This window comes from Paenibacillus sp. J22P15, assembly GCF_056269345.1.
The window spans coordinates 21,842-41,118 of sequence record NZ_JBWDNT010000012.1; the positions used below are offsets into that span (position 1 = coordinate 21,842).

At 40.8% G+C, this 19,277-nt stretch carries 23 protein-coding genes; 20 read left to right on the forward strand and 3 right to left on the reverse strand.

The window, feature by feature from the left end; translation table 11 throughout:
- Positions 1 to 167: 167 nt before the first annotated feature.
- From glmS to AC0YN6_RS21035, 14 genes are all read left to right on the forward strand, one after another.
- Positions 168 to 2,000, forward strand: a complete 1,833-nt coding sequence (gene glmS / locus AC0YN6_RS20970; protein ID WP_475749218.1) for a glutamine--fructose-6-phosphate transaminase (isomerizing) — start codon at positions 168 to 170, stop codon at positions 1,998 to 2,000.
- A gap of 509 nt (positions 2,001 to 2,509) precedes the next feature.
- On the forward strand, positions 2,510 to 3,031 hold the full coding sequence (locus tag AC0YN6_RS20975) for a GNAT family N-acetyltransferase (protein WP_475749219.1): 522 nt from the start codon (positions 2,510 to 2,512) through the stop codon (positions 3,029 to 3,031).
- 108 nt (positions 3,032 to 3,139) lie between these two features.
- Positions 3,140 to 3,328: a hypothetical protein gene (locus AC0YN6_RS20980; RefSeq protein ID WP_475749221.1), complete on the forward strand. Its 189-nt coding sequence runs from the start codon at positions 3,140 to 3,142 to the stop codon at positions 3,326 to 3,328.
- Between the two features lie 296 nt (positions 3,329 to 3,624).
- The gene (locus AC0YN6_RS20985; RefSeq protein ID WP_475749223.1) at positions 3,625 to 3,975 is read left to right on the forward strand and encodes a hypothetical protein; all 351 of its coding nucleotides are present in this window, start codon (positions 3,625 to 3,627) and stop codon (positions 3,973 to 3,975) included.
- A 110-nt stretch (positions 3,976 to 4,085) separates the two neighbouring features.
- Positions 4,086 to 4,736 (forward strand): hypothetical protein, encoded by a 651-nt coding sequence (locus AC0YN6_RS20990; RefSeq protein WP_475749224.1) that lies wholly within the window; start codon positions 4,086 to 4,088, stop codon positions 4,734 to 4,736.
- 193 nt (positions 4,737 to 4,929) lie between these two features.
- Positions 4,930 to 5,274, forward strand: a complete 345-nt coding sequence (locus tag AC0YN6_RS20995) for a hypothetical protein (RefSeq protein ID WP_475749225.1) — start codon at positions 4,930 to 4,932, stop codon at positions 5,272 to 5,274.
- 188 nt (positions 5,275 to 5,462) lie between these two features.
- The gene (locus AC0YN6_RS21000) at positions 5,463 to 5,657 is read left to right on the forward strand and encodes a hypothetical protein (RefSeq protein ID WP_475749227.1); all 195 of its coding nucleotides are present in this window, start codon (positions 5,463 to 5,465) and stop codon (positions 5,655 to 5,657) included.
- Between the two features lie 205 nt (positions 5,658 to 5,862).
- Positions 5,863 to 6,555, forward strand: coding sequence for a hypothetical protein (locus AC0YN6_RS21005; RefSeq protein WP_475749228.1), 693 nt, complete (start codon positions 5,863 to 5,865; stop codon positions 6,553 to 6,555).
- 227 nt (positions 6,556 to 6,782) lie between these two features.
- Positions 6,783 to 7,085 carry a hypothetical protein gene (locus tag AC0YN6_RS21010; RefSeq protein ID WP_475749230.1) on the forward strand — a complete coding sequence of 101 codons (303 nt, stop codon included), beginning with the start codon at positions 6,783 to 6,785 and terminating at the stop codon, positions 7,083 to 7,085.
- 296 nt (positions 7,086 to 7,381) lie between these two features.
- Complete coding sequence (locus tag AC0YN6_RS21015) at positions 7,382 to 7,777, forward strand: hypothetical protein (protein ID WP_475749232.1); 396 nt, start codon at positions 7,382 to 7,384, stop codon at positions 7,775 to 7,777.
- A 199-nt stretch (positions 7,778 to 7,976) separates the two neighbouring features.
- A complete protein-coding gene (locus AC0YN6_RS21020) occupies positions 7,977 to 8,657 on the forward strand; it encodes a class I SAM-dependent methyltransferase (protein ID WP_475749234.1) in 681 nt (226 codons plus the stop codon).
- 108 nt (positions 8,658 to 8,765) lie between these two features.
- Positions 8,766 to 9,140 carry a DUF2750 domain-containing protein gene (locus AC0YN6_RS21025; protein ID WP_475749236.1) on the forward strand — a complete coding sequence of 125 codons (375 nt, stop codon included), beginning with the start codon at positions 8,766 to 8,768 and terminating at the stop codon, positions 9,138 to 9,140.
- 152 nt (positions 9,141 to 9,292) lie between these two features.
- Complete coding sequence (locus AC0YN6_RS21030) at positions 9,293 to 9,760, forward strand: GNAT family N-acetyltransferase (RefSeq protein ID WP_475749238.1); 468 nt, start codon at positions 9,293 to 9,295, stop codon at positions 9,758 to 9,760.
- Positions 9,761 to 9,964: 204 nt separating this feature from the next.
- Positions 9,965 to 10,615, forward strand: coding sequence for a hypothetical protein (locus AC0YN6_RS21035; RefSeq protein WP_475749240.1), 651 nt, complete (start codon positions 9,965 to 9,967; stop codon positions 10,613 to 10,615).
- Between the two features lie 546 nt (positions 10,616 to 11,161).
- Here AC0YN6_RS21035 and AC0YN6_RS21040 read toward each other — a convergent pair.
- Positions 11,162 to 11,863, reverse strand: coding sequence for a copper amine oxidase N-terminal domain-containing protein (locus AC0YN6_RS21040; protein ID WP_475749242.1), 702 nt, complete (start codon positions 11,861 to 11,863; stop codon positions 11,162 to 11,164).
- 302 nt (positions 11,864 to 12,165) lie between these two features.
- Between AC0YN6_RS21040 and AC0YN6_RS21045 the strand changes: the two genes are divergently transcribed.
- The 6 genes from AC0YN6_RS21045 to AC0YN6_RS21070 all read left to right on the forward strand — a co-directional run bounded on the left by AC0YN6_RS21045 (position 12,166) and on the right by AC0YN6_RS21070 (position 18,144).
- Complete coding sequence (locus tag AC0YN6_RS21045) at positions 12,166 to 12,474, forward strand: hypothetical protein (RefSeq protein WP_475749244.1); 309 nt, start codon at positions 12,166 to 12,168, stop codon at positions 12,472 to 12,474.
- A gap of 1,231 nt (positions 12,475 to 13,705) precedes the next feature.
- Positions 13,706 to 14,314 (forward strand): SGNH/GDSL hydrolase family protein, encoded by a 609-nt coding sequence (locus AC0YN6_RS21050; protein WP_475749246.1) that lies wholly within the window; start codon positions 13,706 to 13,708, stop codon positions 14,312 to 14,314.
- A gap of 126 nt (positions 14,315 to 14,440) precedes the next feature.
- Positions 14,441 to 15,337: an AraC family transcriptional regulator gene (locus AC0YN6_RS21055; protein WP_475749248.1), complete on the forward strand. Its 897-nt coding sequence runs from the start codon at positions 14,441 to 14,443 to the stop codon at positions 15,335 to 15,337.
- A 112-nt stretch (positions 15,338 to 15,449) separates the two neighbouring features.
- Positions 15,450 to 16,535 carry a fatty acid desaturase family protein gene (locus AC0YN6_RS21060; RefSeq protein WP_475749249.1) on the forward strand — a complete coding sequence of 362 codons (1,086 nt, stop codon included), beginning with the start codon at positions 15,450 to 15,452 and terminating at the stop codon, positions 16,533 to 16,535.
- Between the two features lie 32 nt (positions 16,536 to 16,567).
- Positions 16,568 to 16,891, forward strand: coding sequence for a MocE family 2Fe-2S type ferredoxin (locus AC0YN6_RS21065; RefSeq protein ID WP_475749250.1), 324 nt, complete (start codon positions 16,568 to 16,570; stop codon positions 16,889 to 16,891).
- Between the two features lie 14 nt (positions 16,892 to 16,905).
- On the forward strand, positions 16,906 to 18,144 hold the full coding sequence (locus AC0YN6_RS21070) for an NAD(P)/FAD-dependent oxidoreductase (RefSeq protein ID WP_475749251.1): 1,239 nt from the start codon (positions 16,906 to 16,908) through the stop codon (positions 18,142 to 18,144).
- A gap of 3 nt (positions 18,145 to 18,147) precedes the next feature.
- Here the strand turns inward: AC0YN6_RS21070 and AC0YN6_RS21075 are convergent, their stop codons facing one another.
- Together AC0YN6_RS21075 and AC0YN6_RS21080 are read right to left on the reverse strand one after the other, a co-directional pair.
- A complete protein-coding gene (locus AC0YN6_RS21075; protein WP_475749253.1) occupies positions 18,148 to 18,387 on the reverse strand; it encodes an IS3 family transposase in 240 nt (79 codons plus the stop codon).
- A gap of 235 nt (positions 18,388 to 18,622) precedes the next feature.
- Positions 18,623 to 18,943 carry a helix-turn-helix domain-containing protein gene (locus tag AC0YN6_RS21080; protein ID WP_475749255.1) on the reverse strand — a complete coding sequence of 107 codons (321 nt, stop codon included), beginning with the start codon at positions 18,941 to 18,943 and terminating at the stop codon, positions 18,623 to 18,625.
- Positions 18,944 to 19,277 lie beyond the last annotated feature (334 nt).

A 19,277-nucleotide genomic window follows, 5' to 3' on the forward strand; every position in this document is an offset into this window, starting at 1 on the left:
ATTACTCCCGTATGTCCAAGATGCCACCAGCGGGGTGGGCATGGGCAGTGGGGTTACATTTTCCGCACTCATTCGGATTATTTTGTGACAACTTCATAGTGCCTGTGCCACGCATTGGCGGCATCCGATTAGGACGGGGAAATAACCTATCGGAGGCCTATTAAATTATGTGTGGAATTGTAGGATATATTGGTAAACGCGACTCGCAGGACATTTTGCTCGAAGGATTGAAGAAGTTGGAGTACCGGGGTTATGATTCCGCTGGTATCGCTGTCTTCACGAAAAACGGGCTCGAAATTACGAAGTCCAAAGGACGTCTCGCGAATCTTGAGGGATTGCTGCGCGAAGAACCGCTCGAAGGATTTGTAGGAATCGGTCATACGCGCTGGGCTACTCATGGTAAACCATCTGATGTGAACTCGCATCCACATACGGACAACTCGGCTAAATTCTCCGTTGTTCACAACGGTATTATTGAAAATTATTTGAACCTGAAAGAAGAATTGACGGCTAAGGGGCATGTTTTCGTATCGGAGACAGACACGGAAGTCATTTCCCATCTCGTCGCTGATGAATATAACGGCAACATCGCAGAAGCTGTTCAGCGTGCAGTTAAACGTATGCGTGGAGCGTTCGCGTTAGGCGTTTTGACAGAGTTTGAACCTGAGCGTCTCGTTGCGGTTCGCTATGCAAGCCCGCTTGTTATCGGTGTTGGAGAAGGCGAAAACTTCATTGGTTCGGATATTCCAGCTATTTTGGAGCATACGCGCGACGTATATATTTTGAACGACGGCGAAATGGCAATCCTGACACGCGATGCTGTCGAAGTGATGACGACTGAAGGCGAAAGTATTTCCAAGGAAATATTTCATGTCGATTGGGATCTAGTAACAGCAGAGAAAGCTGGATTTGATCACTTCATGCTGAAAGAAATTCATGAACAGCCAAAAGCATACCGCGATACAATGATGAGCCGTGTTACGGAAGACGGCAAATCCGTTGATTTAAAAGAGATAGGTATGTCTGCTGAATATATTAAATCGATTCGTAAAGTACAGATCGTAGCCTGTGGAACGGCTTACCATGCGGGTCTTGTCGGTAAAACGGTCATTGAGTCGCTTGTTCGCATCCCGGTAGAGACGGATGTTGCATCCGAGTATCGTTACCGCTCACCGATCATTACACCGGATACACTCGTTATCGTTGTAAGCCAATCAGGCGAAACCGCTGATACACTTGCAGCTCTACGTGAAGCACAGCGCAACGGTGCTCGTGTCCTTGCGATCACGAACGTAGTAGGCAGCTCGGTAGCCCGCGAAGCGGACCATGTACTTATTACTTGGGCAGGTCTAGAAATCGCGGTTGCTTCGACAAAAGCATACAGCTCGCAGTTGATTGCTTTCTATCTGCTTGGTCTACATCTAGCAGGTACGCTTGAGACAAAAGAAGCTTCATATATTGCAGAAGTTATTGCAGCTATGAACGAGCTTCCGGCACAAGTTGAGCGCATTCTAGAGCAAGCGCACGTGGTTAAACAAGTTGCAGAATCGATCTCGCATCACAAACATTTGTTCTTCATCGGCCGCGGCGTTGACTATGCAGTCGCACAAGAGGGATCGCTGAAGCTGAAGGAAATCTCGTACATTCACTCTGAGGCGTACGCAGCAGGAGAACTGAAGCATGGAACACTGGCACTCATAGAGGATGGTATTCCGGTTATCTCTCTTGTTACGCAAGAAGAGCTGTACGAGAAAACACTTAGCAACATTAAAGAAGTAAAAGCGCGCGGTGCTCATGTTATCGGCATAGCGAACGAAGGTGCAGAGGAAGAGGTAGCGAAATCTGTCGACGAGCTATTCGCAATTCCGAAGACACTTCCGATCTTGTCGCCAGCACTGTCGGTTATTCCGCTTCAACTGATTTCCTATTATGCTTCTCTAGCTCTTGAGCATGACGTGGATAAGCCGCGGAATTTGGCTAAGAGTGTTACGGTGGAGTAGGGACTGGTTATCTCATAGATATTTGTTTGTGAGTTATAACTAATACTGTCACAAGTTATATTTAATAATGTCACCGAATTATAACTAAAATGTGTCACAAAGATAAGCCTTGATTTCAGCCGAAATGCTGTAAAATCAAGGCTTCTTTTTATTTATTAACGGAAAGTTTTCTTATGGTCGATAAGTTGATTGTTTGATTATAAATCTGCAATACTTCGCAAACTTCTTATAATAAATATTGTCATAATCTGTAGACCGCAAAATAATTCTCCAACTACCACAAGTCCACCCCTAAGCACTTAAAGTTTAACGCTGAGCCGACCGATCTTCAGGGTTTCCCCTGATCTTCGTTCGGCTTTTTTCTCGCTCTTTTCCCCAGTCACCCCCTTCAAAGCCGCCAAACCTTTTCCTCAGGCATTCCCTGATCATTTCCCCTACCTTTTCTGAATCCCAGAGACCAGTTCCACGCCTGCATTCTCAAGCATTTCCTCGGCTCTTTTAAATGTTAAATGATTTTAGAAACTCAACGACTACTATTAAGACAATTTAAAAAAGATGATTGTATTCCTCTCCACAGGATTTTCTTAGACCCTCAAACGATGGAATTTTATCCAGCTCCCTTTAGTATCCATCAAACTGAAGACTGGATTGAACGGAATTTAAACAGATACCACGAAGATGGTTATGGACATTGGGCTGTATGTTTAAAGGATAATAATGAACTTATAGGCGATTGTGGACTTGTAAAACAACAAGTTGATGATAAGACAGAAGTTGAAATTGGATACCACATCAATAAGGAATATTGGTTAAAGGGTTATGCATCAGAAGCAGCAAGAGCTTGTATGGAATTTGGTTTAAATAAATTATCATTGAATAAATTGATAAGTATCATTGACCCCAAAAATGTTGCATCAATTCGTGTTGCAGAAAAGATTGGTTTCACTAAGGAAAAAGAAGCATTTATCTTTAGAAAGAACCATTACATATATTCAAGTGTTAACGCTTCTGGGGTAGGATTGTTAAACTAACGGGGAACGATAGTGGAGCATGCTGCCGCGGTGCAGATGCTCCATTTTTCACTCAACTAACTGGCAGTTATGTGTAACAAAACTAAATGAATCAAAAGGAGAATGTATATGAGCATGTTTAATCCAATGGGGGTTGTTTGGATTTTAGTATTACTGGGAATTGTCTTCCTAATTTTAACTAGTATTATTAAATACTCGATTGATAGGTCTAACCTAAGTAAAGAATTAAGAAAAGAGATAAGTGATATTAAGCTTGAGATCAGGGTAGTAAGAGAATTGCTTGAAAAGAAAGAGTGAATTTTACCACTTGGAGAAGCGAAAAATATGATGCTACTTTATTAGACACCTGTAGATATGCTTGAAACTGCGAAATACAATTTCAGCAACAACCTACTTGAAAATTAGACTTTGAAAAAGCAAAGCTTTCTCGTTTAGCTACATCACTTGTTAAGCTAATGGGACACGATAGCACAATGCTGAAGGACTGTCTCGCGCCAGCCCTTCGCTACGCTAACGGGCAGGTTACGGCAACATAATGCAAATAGGATTCGTCTGATATTACTGAATCCAAAAGAACGGGGTGCTTAATCTTCTTGAAGAAAAAAACCATTATATTATTACTATTTATCCTGTCCATTGGAATAGTATCATCATGTACTGATACTAAAAACCCAGAAGCATCAGATAGTCAATCATTGAAGATTATCATTTTTCAGGGATTAAATTTGAGGGTAACTGATGAAAAAGTCAATGACCAAGACATTGAACAAAAAGTTGGAGAAGTAAAGTCGTACTCAAATAAAAGTGGCGAGCACTATGTTGAAGACGCTTTCTCAAACACATACCAAATCGGCACTGAACTTTATAAAATCAAAGATAACGACGTGATAGAGGCTATTGCAGTAAAAAATGAGGACACATATCTTAAAGCAGTTAGACGGTGAGATTATGCTGACGGACAGTATAGTTATAAAAAAGCCCTATCGGTTTAACGCAACAAAATGCTTTGATATTCGTTTAATAACAAGAAGTTTTGAAATATAAGGTGGGGATAATGAAAAAAATATGGTTGTCTGTCGGACTGAGCTGTGCCACCCTTTTAACGGGTGTCTGTATCGTAGTTTTTCAACCAAAGGAAATCAAGGCGGACAGAGTTTTCGGAACTGGAAAATGCATGAATAAATATAGCCTTTCAATTAGTCCTGCAGGCGAAAACATGATCCCCAGCACACTGGAACATTACAACGAGGTAAGTGATGATTCCGCAACTAATATTTCTTATACGGTCGTCTATGAGCAGAGCAAATGGTTCAAGAACGATCAGCGCATTCTTAGGTTACTTCGGTTCGAGAGACCATTTCCTGCCGATCAAAATGCAAAAGTGCAAAGCTTTTATTACAGACTGGTGGATGAATCGCTTGACGTGTTCAATGATCACACCTCTGTTTTTACTCGATTGTATGAAAAACGTGAAACCAACAACAATCTATTTGATCTGATTCCGCAGTCTATTGTTATTCCTGGAAAAACAGATATCAAAGAAGCAAGGCTGTGGTTGCAGCAGCACGATCCGCAGTTTTTATATCTGAAGGATAAAACCATCATCAATACCTCTGTGCTTGATAGTTGGAAACAGGATGGTTACCACCAAAGTTACAGTGACACATCTCCTGAGGGGCTTTCGCTGAAGGATATTATCGAATAAACACGATGAAACGGCTGCCGTGAATCTGGCTGCCGTTTTCTCAACTAACGGGCAGGATAGTTGAGTTGGCTATCAATTTACATAATTTAACTCTAATTGGACAAATAAATTCTATTAAATACTCCCCTGTCATAGAAATAAATTAGGAGAACGCCATATCGGATTAAATGATACAAGTAACTGGGAGGAGTCAATGATGAAGTTTAAGTTTGTTATTCTAATTTTCCTGTTTATTTTGTCTGCTTGTGGTAATTCTCAACTAGCAACATCTGTTCAAGTAAAAAAAGAAAGAATCGGATTGCTTCCAAGTCATGTTAAGTGGAATCAACAAGATTATAAAATAACTGGGCAACAAGTTGTATCAATTGGAAAGCCTTTAGGTACAACAGAATCCAACAAGGTGTTCGGTTCAAAAAAAGTTTATCAAATACCAGGGATAGACTATCAGAAAGAAATTGCAATTCTTCTGTCTTCCAAATACTTTATAGCATCATATAATGTCACGCATGATAATGTGGAACTCATCACAAGTGAATAAAACGATAAATTAATTTATTAACTTAACGGGTAACGTTAGTTGAACAAAACAAGGAGCAGTATGCCGCGGCAGCTTCTCCTTGTTTATTAGGCTAACGGGCAGGATTGCGTGAAGGAAAGGGGCTTGTTTAGCGAATGTATTTAAGGCTCTCTTGTTAAATCAAACGGATTTTGAAGGGAGGTCATAAAATGAAATCAATTGGATTTTTACTAATGGGGCTTGCATTGTTAACATTTGCATTAATAAAAGTAATAAATGAAGCTATCTCAATGCAACAGAGTGTCAGTAATGATTATGTACCTGGTTATGTATATTTGATAATTCTCCTTGTATTTATAATGGGTGGGGTTGCTTTTATCAAAAATTTCAGTAGTGAAAAATAATCCTTTTTTGCGATGTTGTTAAACTAATGGGAAACTATTGCGTAACAATCAACAGGACGAGGCTGCCGAGGAACGGCAGCCTCGTTGAGATAAGAAATTTAGTTCTAATTATGGTAACATAAGGCTTATTTGATAGTTTAGATCAAATCTTATTAAGAAGATGAAATCACAAAAATATAAACTTTCTGATCAAGGAGAAATCTCTGTGAGTTATGATCTGCATATTACTAAATCCAATCACTGGATTGATAGTGAGAATCTTCCCATTACATCAAATGAATTGCTCATGATTGCTCATATTATGGAAACATATAAAGGAATTCCTTTCCTGTTTCAGAGTGGGCGTATTACACTGTGTGGAGCGGACGAGCGCGTAATTGGTCTTATGATTGAAATGGCGGAGAGGATCGGAGCTCGCGTTCAAGGCGATGAAGGGGAGTATTACGATAACAGTAGCTTTGATTATCCTCCACCACCTGATTATTTTTGTGAAGATTTCGAACTGAAGCAGAATGCACCAAGTATAGGAAATGACGGCTCAATTCATATCAATCTATCAAAATCAGTTATAGAAAAACCTACAGAGCGCAAAGAAGTATATCGACTTCAGGGACAAAGTAACAACTGGCAAGTAGAACTGATGCAACATATGGGTTCGGGTAGAGTGACTTGGAAGTTAACGTATATTGGAGAGGAGACTTTCATCAAAACCTTGAGCTATCATATTACGAGTAACCACAGAAAGTGTAAAGGTGGAATCGGCAGCTCCAGGGATAAAACCACAGGTTTCATATATAAGTTGGTTACTAACTTGGGTGAAAGTGGTCTATTGAAAGAGCAAACAATTTTAATAAAGCTAAAGTGGAATGATCATGAAGAGGAAATATCGTTCCCTTAAGCTTATTGGAAATATCAACTCATTATATATTGATTATTGAGCTAACGGGGAACGATAGTTCAATCAGACAGGGAGTAGACCGCCGCGGCAGTTGCTCCCTATTTTCATTGAAGTAACGGGCAGGATAGTTTAATTCACTTCGCGAATACCTCAAATATGGAAGCTTCGTTAAGATTAATTAAGACGGTAGCTGAATACCCTGAAAACATGTAAAAGAGGAAGATAACATGGATATTTTCTTAAATGCTTGGGGTGTATATCAATCGAAAGTCTACATTTGCAAGTCAATACAAAATAAACATCTAATTATTCAAAATGGTAGAACCGAACTGAAAATACATTTTGATGATTTCAAAAGAATTAAAGAACCAAAGTATCATTTTGGAGTACAAGTAGAAGTCATGTATTCAGAGAAAACAGGACATGTCGAAGATATTTATTGGCATTACAAGTCTGAAAAACACATTTACTTTTTAATCATTGATGGTAAGAAAAAATCAAGACGATTTTATGAGGAAGAGCTCATGTAAGTCAATCAATGTATTTCAAATAACACCTTTCACGCATCGGGCTATTCGTCCCTTGGTCCGCCAGAGGCATTCCGTCGAGGTGGATTAAGACGGAAAACCCTGCGAAACGTAGTTACTTGTATCGCAGTAATCATTAAGCTAACGGGTAACGATAGTTCAATACCATGAGGCTGCCAGCGGGCGGCCCTTCGTTACGTTAACGGGCAGTAATGCTGAGAATAAAACAACCAATGCATTGAAGGTGGCTTCCACTTCATAAATATAATCAAAGGAATTAAAAGGGGCAGGATGAAAAGATGAGATTCAGAATTATCGTCACAACAATAATAAGCCTCATTGTACTAACCGCTTGCAATACTTCTTTAAGTCGAACCGATGCAATAAGATTCACTCTGTCGGAAGTTAATAAATTAAATGAACCCCATTTAAATGTGGATTTTCCTAAACGGACTGGAACTAAGAAAATGAAGGTCCCAATAGGAGGCCCCTTAGGTTCAAAAGCAAATTTAGAGTTAACCACAAAGGTTGCTGTAATCGATAAAGATACTTACGAAGTTACACTTATCAAAGATTGGAACATGAAAGTCAATGATGTGGTTGTTCTTAGTTATTGGAAATTCAGGGTTGTAAAAGGAAATATAACTCTTTTAGAAAAAGATGACAAAGACGATATAATGTCGGTAATTGCTTGAAGTTAATGAATTTCATATTGAACTAACAGGCAGGATAGTCAAAACGTTGGTGTCGTTGATTATCTTATGATAGGATTGGAATATATAGGAAATGGAGGCGATTTACATGAAAAGTAATAACTATAATGGGCCAAAAAACGGGGAACACAGCGCATAATTAGCCCTTTAACTGCGACTCCCCATAAGGGAGAAAAATGTCTTGAATAATCCTTTTCTAAATATCCAAAACCCAACTCCATTAGGCGCGGGATCATACGAAATGGCTCTGCCACTGATTACTGCTTTAGAATTGAAGCCAGGTATGCGTGTGTTGGAAATAGGCGCTGGCACTGGTCAAGTTGCGGCAACGTTAGCTAAACATTGGGGAGTAGCTGTTATTACTTTAGAACTGTGGGAAAATTTGAATGTTATCCAAGAATACGCATCAGTTCTAGGCGTAGAAAATAACGTTCTGGCAGTGAAGGCGAACGCTGAACTTATGCCATTTCCTGACGAATCATTTGATGCAGTCTTTAGTATCGGTTCCTTTTTTATGATTGAGGATAGGAAACAAGCTCTGGAAGAAATCACACGCGTTACTCGTATTAACGGTTTTTTTGGTTTTGCGGAGCCTATGTGTACATTGAATCCAGTGCCGCCTGGTTTGGAAAATTTCGATATCTTTCAATCTTATAAAAAATGGCTTCGGACGTTGGACTGGAATCGTAATTTACTTCGAGGTCAAGGTTTTTGTATTACGGAAAGCTATTACTTCAGTGAGGGTTACCAATGGATGCTCGATAATTTCCAATATTACGATGGCGAAAAGGATTTTATTCTGCATGATGAAGGACGTTGGTTGGGGCTAGGGCTCACTGTTGGCAAGAAAGTACGGCGGTGAGTGTTAATTTAACAGGGAACGATTTTGAACAACGAAAGGGCTACCGAGTGGTAGCCATTTCGTTAAGCTAACGGGACACTTTAGTTCTATTCTTAAGGAGAAGATATTTTGAATCAGAAAGAATTCGAAGCCGTCATCAAGCTTCCAGCGAATATTCGATATGAGTACTTTATTAAGAAGATTGCTGACTCTGAAGAAGTTTGGGGATTGTACGATGACGGTTGGGCAATCACTTCAGACATTAACGGGAAATTGCTTATTCCATTCTGGCCAAAGAAAGAGTTTGCGGAGTATTGTGCCTTTGAAGAGTGGTCTAATTATAACGCACAGAGTATCTCATTGGACGAGTTTATTAATGACTGGTTACCTGGTATAGAGGAAGCACAGCATAAGCCGTCCATCTTTTGGAACAGAGATGATTCTGCAGTTCTTGAGGTTCACGTGCTGCTGAATGATATAAAGCAGGAACTCGAAAATTATTGAACCATCGTTACGCTAACGGGGAACGTTAGTTCAATAGCACACAACGACGAGCAGGCACTGCGGTAGCCTGCTCGTTTTATTAAACTAACGGGCAGGATAATGGAAAAGTTTGGCGTATTCTGAATAATGAAATGTTATTTAGGGGGTGCGTTATGAAGCTTTTCATTGACAAGATGAGTGCAGATGTTGCTAGCGATATATTAGGTTGGACGTACGATGAACCATATGACTTTTACAACAATGAACTAACCCCTAAAGCGGTAAGTGAAATGCTTGCAGAATCATATTTTGCTGTACTTGAAACTGGAAAAGGGTTAGTCGGCTTCTTTTGTGTAGGTAAATCAGCACAAGTTCCAAATGATTTATATACATATTCCCAAGATTTTATCGATATTGGCATAGGAATGAGACCCGAGTTAACAGGTCAGGGATTTGGAACTTCGTTTTTTAGAGTTGTTCTTAGCCATATTAATAAAACGTTTGAGAATCTCCCAAAAAGGCTAACGGTGGCAAAGTTTAATCACAGAGCGATACGCCTGTATGAAAAATTTGGATTTAGCCAGGAAGTCGAATTTATTAAAGGATCCACTGAATTTATCACTATGATTCATAGACATTAATTGAAAGAGTTTTTAGAGAAATAAAAAGGCGATTTTGTTAAGCTAACGGGAAACGTTAGTTCCACCAACTAACTAGGACGAGGCTGCGGCAAGATCGGTGGCCTTGTGCCCTTTTGCCGCAACTTGGTCGATCTATAAAGAGGGGAATTCTGTTATAATGACGATTGCTTGATTGTTAATTACTCTGTACGAGGGAGAATGATTATGGGGTCCATATGGTGGAAAATAGTATGTTATATCGTCGCGTTCGTATTTGCCCTATTCATGACAGTCAATGGTTATTCTCCGGTTCTGACAGTCGGAATCGTTGCCGTTGCCGCCTTTCTAGTGTTTCTTTTGCCCTTCTATTATGCTCTGTTGCTGGAAAAGCGCATAGACCGCCTGGAAACCTTTCTGTGCAAGCAGAAAAAAACGCCAGCGATTTACATCAACTTTGTCCTTGCGAACAGGCTTGAGGATGAAGCGATATCGATAATGGAGCAGCTTATTCTCAAATATAAACGGCGAGAGACGCAGGCGCCGTTCAAGGCGGCTTACGGCGTATATCGCAAAGACATGATTGCCGTTCGGGAAGCCGTTCCATATATCCGGGTATCCGATTATCGCTTGTATTACGAAGCGATCCTGCTATCACACGACGGAAGAAGCGATCAAGCGCGAGAAACCCTTCAGTCCATCAAGAAGTTCTGGATGAGATCTGCGCTGCTCGCCGAAATGGAGCTCAGAGCGGGTCGCCGCGAAGCAGCAGTCCAGCATGCTAGGGAAGCAGTACAGTCCTCCAGAGGCGTCCACCGCTATGTGCTATATAAGGAATACGAGAGGCTATTGCCGCAAGCTGTGGAAGCCACGTCGTGACCTCGACGCGTTCGGTTATAAAGGAAAGGCAGCGTGAAAAGAGTTCACGCTGCCTTTGTTAATCAATTGTATCGTTAATTATCGGTTCTACATGAACAAGCCGCAGACTTAACCCGCTAAGAGGACCGCGCGAGAAACACGAGCTGCAGCAATGTACGGATAAGAAGCTTAGGTGTGGGTCTCCCACCGATTCCCGGTTGGCAGGGAACATGGTCAGGGAATAGGATCATGTTCTTGTCATTTGTGGGGGATAATGTTATGTATCCGACAGCTGGTAACAATACTGGTATCGAGTCTAGTCAGCTTGAAAAGGCTGCAAAATCGAGATTAATATTACACATCACACTAGATATGCGCGCGGACTAACTATAAAAGCCAAATAGACATGTGATTCCACGCTAATTACTCCTTGTAAGTCACATATCCCTTGCCGCTACTACTGGAACCGAGAAGGCAGCTGTTGAATTGCAACAGTGAAAATAATTAGCGGCCAAACCATTACTCGCTTATTTCGGTTACTAATGGTGGGAGCAAAGACACCAATACTCACTTGGACGAAAACGGATCTATTTTGTAAGTAAATCCAGGGAATACACGATGTTCAGCTACCGGAGTTGAAGTTTTTTCTCCTATTTTTTTCACTATATACCCCATCTTATTAGGATCACCAGTTTGAACTACAGTAAGATCCCAATAATCGATGATTGTAATGTCATCTAGTGTCCAAGTTTGAACCGCTACTTTAACTTGAAATTCTGAAGGTTTCCCTTGTGCCACCTTTAATCTTCTTATATCAACAATCTGAGTAGAAAGCATGATTGGTCCCATTGAAAAATGTGCTTCCGCCAATTTATTAACATCCAAATCACTTGTAACTGATTTTTCAATAAGGTCTGGTAAACCCTGGTCCATTCCAGCCATGAATACCTGTACAGTATTATTTATTGCAGCCATGTCGAATTGAATAAGATTCACATCTTCTTTCCAAACATCCACAGGCGTTATTCCATAGCTCATAACTCCAACCGTATGCGTTTTCTGATCCCATGAGATATCTGCACCAAGTGCCTTGGAAACAAAACTGATTGGTACCATAACACGATTGTTAATCATTCGTGGTGCAACATCAGCTGCAACGTTTTTACCATTCACAACTATTTTTATTGCACCACTTGCATACACTACACCGAAAATCATACTTACCGTCAGAAGAGTAAACAAAACAGTAAGTAATACTTTTTTCTTCATTATAAAAAAACTCCTCTCAATTTGGCAAAAATGGTTTTCATTTCTATAAACTATAGACGCAGTGCTCCATAAAAAGTTACTAAGACGAATTGCATTACAAAAACCAACCCTAGTTTTTCATAAACTTATCATCGCCATTGCAATAACGAGGAACGATAGTTAAACAAACAAGGGTTTGCTGCGGCAGTTGCTCCATTACTTTGTTAAGCTAACGGGGAGGATAGTTCCAATATGTGGTATATTTAGGATTGGAACCATTATAGGCATGAATGCTATTATTCATATTTCAAGGAGGGAAGGGTATGGAGATTGATTTGGAAAAAAGGTTGAAAGAAATATGTAAAGATCTGGTTGTGAAGCTAAGGGGAAATCAAGGAGAGAATGGAAATGCAATTATTGATCGGGACTTAATTAAACTTTTACATATAACTCTGGATGATTATAAAGATTCAATTGATAATGAAGGATTGGTTTCTAAAGAATTGGTAGGTGCACTTTTTTATACCTGTAGCAGGTTTTATATACAAAGTAAATATTCTAATAACGCTGAAGACCTGTTGAAGGAATTCGATAAATTAAATACTAAGTTACTTAAAGTATTCTTCATATAAATTAACGATTAAAAAATCAATCGTACGTTGAACTAACGGGTACGTTAGTTCAATAAAACAGCGATAGTCTAGGACTTTATTTTCTCGTCCTTGGCTGTCGCTGTTTCAATTTCTAGGCTCAGTCTAAAACTTATTTTATGGAGTCTGACGGTATGATAATTCGAAAAGCCGCGTGGAATAAAGACATCCAGTCTAATACTTTATTTTCTGCTGACACTTAATAGCATTTCTATATTAATTCTTATCAAACTTTATTATAAAAACTTTTTAGGTACATTAATAATGTATCATTCTTTTTATCAATCATTATTACAAAAGTACTTGATGTTCGCAAAGGAATGTCAAGTATTTTTGTTAAATAAATTATCAAACCTTATTTTAAAGCTACATATGGTGTTAGAAAAAAAAGTATTAGACTAACAGTGCTTCATTAAGCTAAACGGAGTATAGTTTATTTTTAATTGTGAAGAGATATAAGATCCATTAGACCGATAGAATCAACGATGTATCTGTAGACATCCATTTCAGTCTGCACTTATCCCACAAAGTTTACCTCTCATCAAAATAAGTTTACCTATAAGCCGACGATTTTCGGGATTTCCTCCTGAATCTCGCTCGGCTTTTTTCTATCCCTTTTTCTCAGGATAACGCCCCAAATCCCTTGATCTTTCATGCTTTTCTCGATTTTTTACTCGATTTTTCCTCGAATTTTTGTGTTTTCTCATGTCTTTTTTCGGGTTTCACATCAAACTTTCAGTGGTTTAACGTAATAAAGAATGGGAGGCGAAAAGTGGCGGGAAGCCTTGTGGGAGTAGGCGGTAGCGGGATTTGTGGAGGGGGGGAGTGTGGGAGCTGTAGACTTATTTGGATGGGGACAATGACTTCTATCCGCTTTTTTGCGCCACGCTTTGCTTGTTCGGCGAACTAATGGATTGGTATATGATGACTGTTAGTTATGGCAGGAAATTATAAAATATTACAATGACGTCTGACACTTACTTCTTGTTGAATTTATCTATAAATCTTCTTGGTGTTATTTCCATAATCTCGGTAAAGACTCTTTGAGTGAAGATCCTACAGCAGCGGTCAATAAAAATGAGTTAATTAAACAAGCCGCTTCTTTCGATGAAGGAAAGCGGCTTTTCTTGTCCCAACGAATTTTTGGTAATTGTAATACAATCGTATCTGAGCTACATTTATTCCAGATTCAATTTAAGTGGGGGATATAATCATGCATGCTTTGAAGACGATTGCTAATCTTGAAGCTGGCAAAAGCCAGTGTATCGTCACATATGGAACAAGCTTGACTGATGGAGCAGCCTGGGTGGAGGATATGAATGCTCAGCTACAGGAGCGATATCCTGGACTTGCTACAGTCATCAACAGCGCGAAAGCCGCCATGTGGTCACAGTGGGCGATCGACAACTTGTCGGAAAAGGTGCTCGCTCATAAGCCCGATTTAGTTTTTATCGAATTTGCCATCAACGACGCTTATTTGCCGTATGAAACGACCATTGATCAATGCAGAAGCCGTTTGAAATCTATGATTAACCAAATTCTTGAAATTAATTCCGCATGCGAAATCGTACTGATGACCATGAATCCTCCTGTAGGAGTTTCGCTGGAGTCACGACCTATTTTTAATGACTACTACGATGTATACCGCTTGGTTGCCAAGGAAAGGGATCTGCGTCTGATCGATCATTTTGAACAATGGAATACGATATTACAACACAATCCAGAACAGTTTCATCAATGGGTACCAGACAGCATCCATCCGATTCCCGAGGGCAGCCTGGACGTGACGGCAAAAGGGGTCCGCGAATTGTTATTCAGGTAGATTTCATATTGGGTGCAAGATAGTTCTTGAAGTGAAAGAGTCCTCATCTTGAGGGCTTTTCTTTCTCATTTTGTATAATAAGCAGTAGAGTAAACGTGTAAAATTTATAGATTGGAAGGGGTCCCCATGGCAGTTAAATCTGATTACAAGAAGATGAGCCGTTTACTGAATGAAGCTGCCATAAATTTGCATGGTGAAGATCTAAGCTTCAAGGTGCATTATTGGGGGGCTGTGCCTGAACATTTTGATAATCCGATGCATCGTCATTCCTTTTTTGAGGTCTGTTATGTGCTAGCGGGGGAAGGGAGTTATGTGGAGTCGGGTGAAGAATACCCCTTGCAGCAAGGGACGTTGTTTTGCTCTAGGCCTGGCCAATGGCATCAAATTAAGAGTGAGTCAGGCATTGAACTCTACTATGTTGCCTTCGAGCTGGATCCAGCTTGTTCAACAGAATCGACATTGAATCGTTATCTGCACATGATGAATCTAAATAAAATTATTGTGCCTATGGCTGACGAAACGGTGTCGGCGCAAACGTGGCGCATGCTATTTACGCTATGCAAGCAGGATCGTGCCATGATGAAGGAGATGATAAGCAGTTACGCGTATGCATTGCTTATATCTTTTTGCAGTGAATTTGTAAATGTGAGTGAAAACAACGAGGTTCCGGAGCATCAGCAAATTGCTTCATATTACTTAGAGAGAGCGAAGCTATTTATCGAAGATAATCTCATGTCAGCTCTAAATATTCAGCAGGTAGCTGCCTATTTACATATAACCGAGCGACATTTGTCACGCTTGTTTGCCACAAAAGTCGGACAATCCTTCGCTCATTATGTGCAAGAACGAAGGGTTCGTAAATCGATAGAATTTCTGCTCGAAACCGATTGGACTATCAGTCATATCGCACAGGAAACTGGGTTTGAATCGGTGCACTATTATACAAGAGTTTTCTCTCGCAAAATAGGCGTCCCCCCAGGAAAATTTCGTAAATCCCAACTGTCTGAATTACTTAGTCATTAAAAGTGAAATGTCTGTATAGTGCAAGTGACTGTCTTGCTAATTCAAAGACAATGAGCCTTTGATCTTTTACTATAATAGTAAGCGCTAACATGATGATTAAGGAGGGAATACAGTGTCTACGACCTATACGAAAAGAGATTATTCGCTGACAGGACCAGAGAACAAGCGTGCACAGGATAAAGGCTTAGCAGCTGCTGAATGGTATGTGAGCCCGATTCCACGGAAGCGCCTCAAAGAGCTCATGAAGCGCAAGGATGGACCTGCAATAAGGGATACGATTTTAATGTTCCTTTGGCTGATCGGAACGGGGATACTTGCCTACTATGCATGGGGTTCATGGTGGGGAATACCTGCGTTCGCTATATACGGAATTAGCTATGCTTCGATGGCGGATTCAAGATGGCATGAATGTGGCCATGGCACGGCATTCAAGACACCATGGATGAATGATGCCCTTTATCAAATTGCCTCCTTTATGGACTTGAGACCGCCAACGCCTTGGCGTTGGAGCCATGCTCGCCATCATACTGACACGTATATCGTTGGTCGCGATCCGGAAATTGCGATGTCGAGACCGCCTGTTTGGCGTATCATTTTTGGAGAAATTGTACACATTTATGGAGGCGCTAGAGATCTCAAAAGCGTTATCTTACACTGTTTCGGCAAGCTTACGCCGTCAGAACAGGATTATGTGCCAGAGTCAGAGTATAAGAAGGCGGTTTGGATTTCACGTATTTGGGTGTTGATCTTACTAGGATTCATTATTTGGTCGATCCAAATTGGCAGTATTTTACCGCTGATGTTCGTGGGTCTTCCGACTTTTTATGGACCGATTCTCCTATTATTAGTAGGACTTACTCAGCATTTGGGACTGCATGAAGATGTGCTGGATCATCGTTTAAATACACGTACCATTTATTTGAATCCTTTCTTTAGATTCCTCTATTGGAACATGAACTATCACATTGAGCATCACATGTTTCCGATGGTACCTTATCACGCCTTGCCTGCTCTGCACAAAGAATTGATGTTCGATTACCCAGCGCCAAATCCTAGTCTGTGGGCGGCTCTTAAAGAAGTTATTGCAGCATTGATTAAACAGAAGGAAGATCCGACATATGTGGTTGATCGTCCTCTGCCATCTACGGCTCACCCGTATTATTACGGTGTACAAACAGAAGAAAAAGTAGCTTATTAAACAAACCAACACTTATTTACTTGGGGGTACTTATGCAGCATTTATTAGGTTGGGTTGAAGCATGTGAAGTGGATGAGATTGATGAAGAGGATGTTATCCGATTCGATCATGGCAATCGCACGTTTGCTATTTATCGTTCCGCGAGAAGCGATTATTTTGCAACAGATGGATATTGTACCCATGAGAGGGTTCATTTAGCCGACGGGCTTGTGATGGGCAATCTTATTGAGTGTCCGAAGCATAATGGTCGCTTTGATTATACAACGGGTGAAGCAAAGCGTACGCCAGTTTGCGAAGCTTTAAAAACATATCCTATAAAGATTGAAGATGACAAGATCTTCATCAAGATTGACTGAGGAGAGAATAGAACATGGCTGATTTAGGAATGGTGATTGTCGGTGCAGGTGAAGCGGGTGCGCGTGCTGCCGTGGAGCTTCGAGCGGAGGGCTGGAGCGGGCAGATCACGCTAATAGGAAAAGAAAAGCTGGCACCGTATGAACGACCGCCGCTTTCCAAAAGCGTATTGGTGGGAGAAGATGAGCCTACTCCAATGACTATTCTTGACGAAGCTAAGCAATCCCAGTACAACATTCAATTCATAACGGATAGCTCGGTAGTTAAGATTGATCGGGACCACCACGTTACAGAACTAAGCAATGGGCAGCAGATCAGGTACGAGAGACTCTTGCTTGCCACAGGTGCCTATCCACGTCGATTAAACATCGAGAGCTCCGATTGTTCGGAATTATTATATCTCCGTACCTTCGCTGACTCGCTTGTTTTACGCGCTAGATTTCAATCCGGAAAGCACATTGCTGTCATTGGTGCTGGCTTTATTGGACTTGAAGTAGCGGCAAGCGCACGGGAGAAAGGTTGTAAGGTTACTGTTATTGAAGTCGGACCTCGTATTCTGATGCGAGGCGTACCTGAGGAAATTGCTAATATTGTAGAAGCGCGTCATCATCAAGCAGGTGTAGCTTTTAAACTAGGAGTAGGGATTCGACGCATCGAAAAAACGAGAGAAGGACATTTGATTACACTTGTAGATGGATCCGTTGTCCAATGTGACGAGATTGTCGTAGGCATCGGTGCGATCCCTGAAACAACATTAGCTGTTCAAAGTGGACTTATAGTTGATAATGGCATATGGGTGGATGAGAGACTCGCAACGAGTGACGCTGATATTTTTGCAGCAGGTGATTGTTGTTCCTTTCCGCATCGTCTCTTTGGAGGCAAGCGTATTCGTCTGGAGGCTTGGCGAAATGCACAAGATCAAGGAACACATGCCGCACAAAGCATGCTGGGTTCATCCGAACCATATCTCGCTATCCCTTGGTTCTGGTCGGATCAATATGAACAAACCTTACAAGTCACTGGATTACCAGATTGCGGCGTGAAGACCGTGGTTAGACATGTGACGGAGTCCGATAAGCTGTTCTTCCATTTGTCGGCCGCAGATCAATTGGTTTCAGCCAGCGCGGTTGGATTGAACGGAAAAATTGCCAAGGATATTCGATTTGCGGAAATGCTGATCCAAAAACAGGCAGTACTCGATCCTACAGTCTTAGCAAATCCGGATGTGAAATTAAAGGCGCTTTTGAATTCATAATCCTCATTTTAAGGAGTAAAGAATGAGTAATTGGAATTGTATTAATGATGGGACCCACAAACTGCCCAATAGTCCTACAAGTGCCCAGTATTCATTTTTGTGAACAACAAGAGTTGAACTAACGAGGAACGAGAGTTGAAAAACGGCCTTAGTCCTGAATTCCATTGGACTAAGGCCGTTTAGTTTTGCCTGTAATCGTTCGTTATTGTAAAAGTGAATGTAGGCTTCTCCGTTTCTTTGCATAAGTGAAGGGTTAATCGACAGTACCCGTAGATACCGCCTACCTTCTCATGCAGCGAGATCATCGCTCTTGTGAGTTTTTGGTTTTCCAGTTCACGTACACTAGGCTTGCGTTTCAGCCATTTGTAATAGCTTGAGCGTGGAATCTTTGCAATTTCACACAGTATCTTTATGCTGAACTGCCCGTCTTGCCGTAGAGCTTGAATGGCAAGATAGATGTTTTCTTGACATACTTGACTTAGCGTCGCCTTCTTTCGAGTTCCTCTAACTTTTTTAGGAATGCATTTTCTGCGCGTAGACGTTCAATTTCAGCCTGCATCTTCTTCATGGCAAGCTTTTGTCGGTCTATGTCAGTTAATTCTTCATCGGTCTTTTTACGTCCCCGTCCATCCTGCAGCGCATCTTGCCCGCCGTCTTGGTATTTCTTCACCCACTGATATACCTGTTGGTATGAAACCTGATGTTGCTCCGCAGTCTTCCCATAGTCATCATTATTTGTCAGACAATATTGAACAATCTCTATCCGTTCTTTCCATGTCGTAGAACGTCCTTTCGTCATAGTTTTTGCTCCCCCTTTATAGGCTTTTAAGCTGCTATGACTATTATGCTTCTTTACCAGTTCGATAGCTGTGTTCTACTCGCAATCTTGTATTTATCAATGGTTCTGCGGAATAGACATGAAAATGCTCCCCTCATCGCAGCAGGTGAATTTAGCTATCTAAACTAAAGCATGGATTAAATGAGCCTGCGATTTGATCAAATACAATTATTAATTACATTAAGTCTATTATTCAGGTATTAAGAGCTACGTATAATCAATACCATGATAGTATTGAGAAAGTTTTGGGGAACATCAGCGTCAAGATTCATTTTACTCTGTTGTTATAGATGAA